Source organism: Psychrobacter sp. (assembly GCF_036731945.1).
Taxonomy (GTDB): domain Bacteria; phylum Pseudomonadota; class Gammaproteobacteria; order Pseudomonadales; family Moraxellaceae; genus Psychrobacter.
Map to the genome: position 1 here is coordinate 12,050 of NZ_DAINDI010000064.1, position 1,813 is coordinate 13,862.

General features: G+C 39.3%; 3 protein-coding genes. All 3 read left to right on the top strand.

Annotated elements, in window-relative coordinates:
• Positions 1–208: 208 nt before the first annotated feature.
• A complete protein-coding gene (locus tag V7D75_RS11835; protein ID WP_442968963.1) occupies positions 209–655 on the top strand; it encodes a pilus assembly FimT family protein in 447 nt (148 codons plus the stop codon).
• Positions 655–1,155, top strand: a complete 501-nt coding sequence (gene pilV / locus V7D75_RS11840; protein WP_333614719.1) for a type IV pilus modification protein PilV — start codon at positions 655–657, stop codon at positions 1,153–1,155. Before V7D75_RS11835 ends, pilV begins: the two co-directional genes overlap by 1 nt.
• An 11-nt stretch (positions 1,156–1,166) precedes the next feature.
• Positions 1,167–1,813: PilW family protein (locus V7D75_RS11845; protein WP_333614720.1), on the top strand; the 647-nt coding region annotated here is incomplete at its 3' end.

Consider the following 1,813-nt stretch of genomic DNA (forward strand, 5'->3'; position numbering starts at 1 on the left):
TGTCGACGTTTCTATTGTATAGCCTGTATGGAACAAGAATTGCATATCTATTAGTGAATATACCTAAAAAACAATCAGTATGAGCATAGGTTTCATAAAACGAGATATTTACTGTACTTTAAGCTTAATATCAATTAAAGACAGTGCCAGCGAGAGATAGGGATTCGATTTGAACGCATCTGCAAATGAAGTAGCACGAAAATTACGAATGACCAGCTCAGGGTTTACTCTGATTGAGCTGATGGTAACGATTGCCGTGCTTGCTATTATTGCAGGTATCGCTGCGCCTAGTATCAATACTCAGCTTGCCAATCAGCGCGTAAAGTCAACTACCGCTACTCTCGCTAATGCGTTAAAAGAAGCGAGGAACGAAAGCCTGATTCGACGTCAAGAAGTTGAAGTATCGTATGATAATGCCTCTAATACTATTAAGCTCAAAGTCAATACTAGCAGTGGTTCACAAGATGAAATCACAGCTTATCATTATAATCCAAAGACTACTATCGATGGCGATGATGATATTGATTTTAAACCTAATAAAACTGCCGACGACGAGACTTTAGTTATCTGTGATATCGGTAATACCGCCGACCCGCGTCGGGTGTCGGTCAGGAAATTGGGACAGATTAGTATCCAGCTTGGAGGATCATGTTAATGAGTCAGTTTAGCCAACAACAAGGTGTCGGACTAATAGAGGTTTTAGTTGCTGTCTTATTATTATCTGTTGCTGTCTTGGGTTTTAGTGCTTTACAAATGCGTGCTATTAGTGCAACTGATGAGAGCTTAGTACGTACTCAGGCTTTAAGCATCATTCGGGGGCTAGCAGAAAATATGCGCGCCAACTCTCAACAAATTGCTACCTATCAAGCTACCATTAATGATGCTTCTAAAGCTCGTGAAAGCTGTACAGATTGTTCCGCCGAGCAAATCGCCATTAATGAGTCTAAAGACGCATACGATAAGCTATACAGCCAGGGTATTAAGGTAAATATGGTAACTTGTCCTGGAACTGCAAATTTTTCTGAAGTGAAATGTATCATAGCAGCTTGGGGCGACACCACCGCTGCGATGGATGCTACTAATGCAAATGCTTGTGCTGATGCAGCTGGTATCTATAAAAGCGGCAGTAACTGTGTCATTGTGGAGACGTATTAATGAAACACATTATGATACAAGATATCAAATATCAGCGAGGCTTTACACTGATTGAACTCATGATATCCCTAGTTTTAGGATTATTAATATCAGCTGCTATCATTCAAGTGTTTATTACCAGTCAACGCGTCGATCGTGTACAGAGTGCAGGCTCTGAGATTCAGGACTCAGCAGTATTTGGGATTCAATCTATTGAACAGCAATTAAGACTTGCCAATCTTGGTAATGATGGTGTGCCCATTAATGATAAAACGGCCATGGGCGGAGTAGTGCTTACGGCTAGCCAAGATGGCGCTGACTCTGTAAATATTTTAACAAAAAATCAGATAAAAGATGGTTTTTTAACCCGAAGCCATGACATGAGTAGTAATGGAAACAATAATCACAGATGGAATGGTTTGACTAACACTGACGTTCCTAGTGACCAACTTACGATTCAATATACCAACACTACAGGTCAAATATTATATGACTGTGAAGGTAAAAAAGTCGAATTAAATGAGCACGTTATTAGCCGTTACTTCTTAACAGAAGATGATGTTGAAACTAAGAAAGATAGTAAAAACCTTAATCTTAACTGTGATGCTGGGCGGATAGAAAAGAAAGGGAAAAAGAAAAAAGATATTGATGATAAATATGTTAATTTTGGTGATATTGG

What these genes read in the sequence shown, in the direction of transcription:
- V7D75_RS11835 (WP_442968963.1), top strand. Translation starts at nt 209, where the DNA reads ATGACCAGCTCAGGGTTTACTCTGATTGAGCTGATGGTAACGATTGCC.
- pilV (WP_333614719.1), top strand. Translation starts at nt 655, where the DNA reads ATGAGTCAGTTTAGCCAACAACAAGGTGTCGGACTAATAGAGGTTTTA.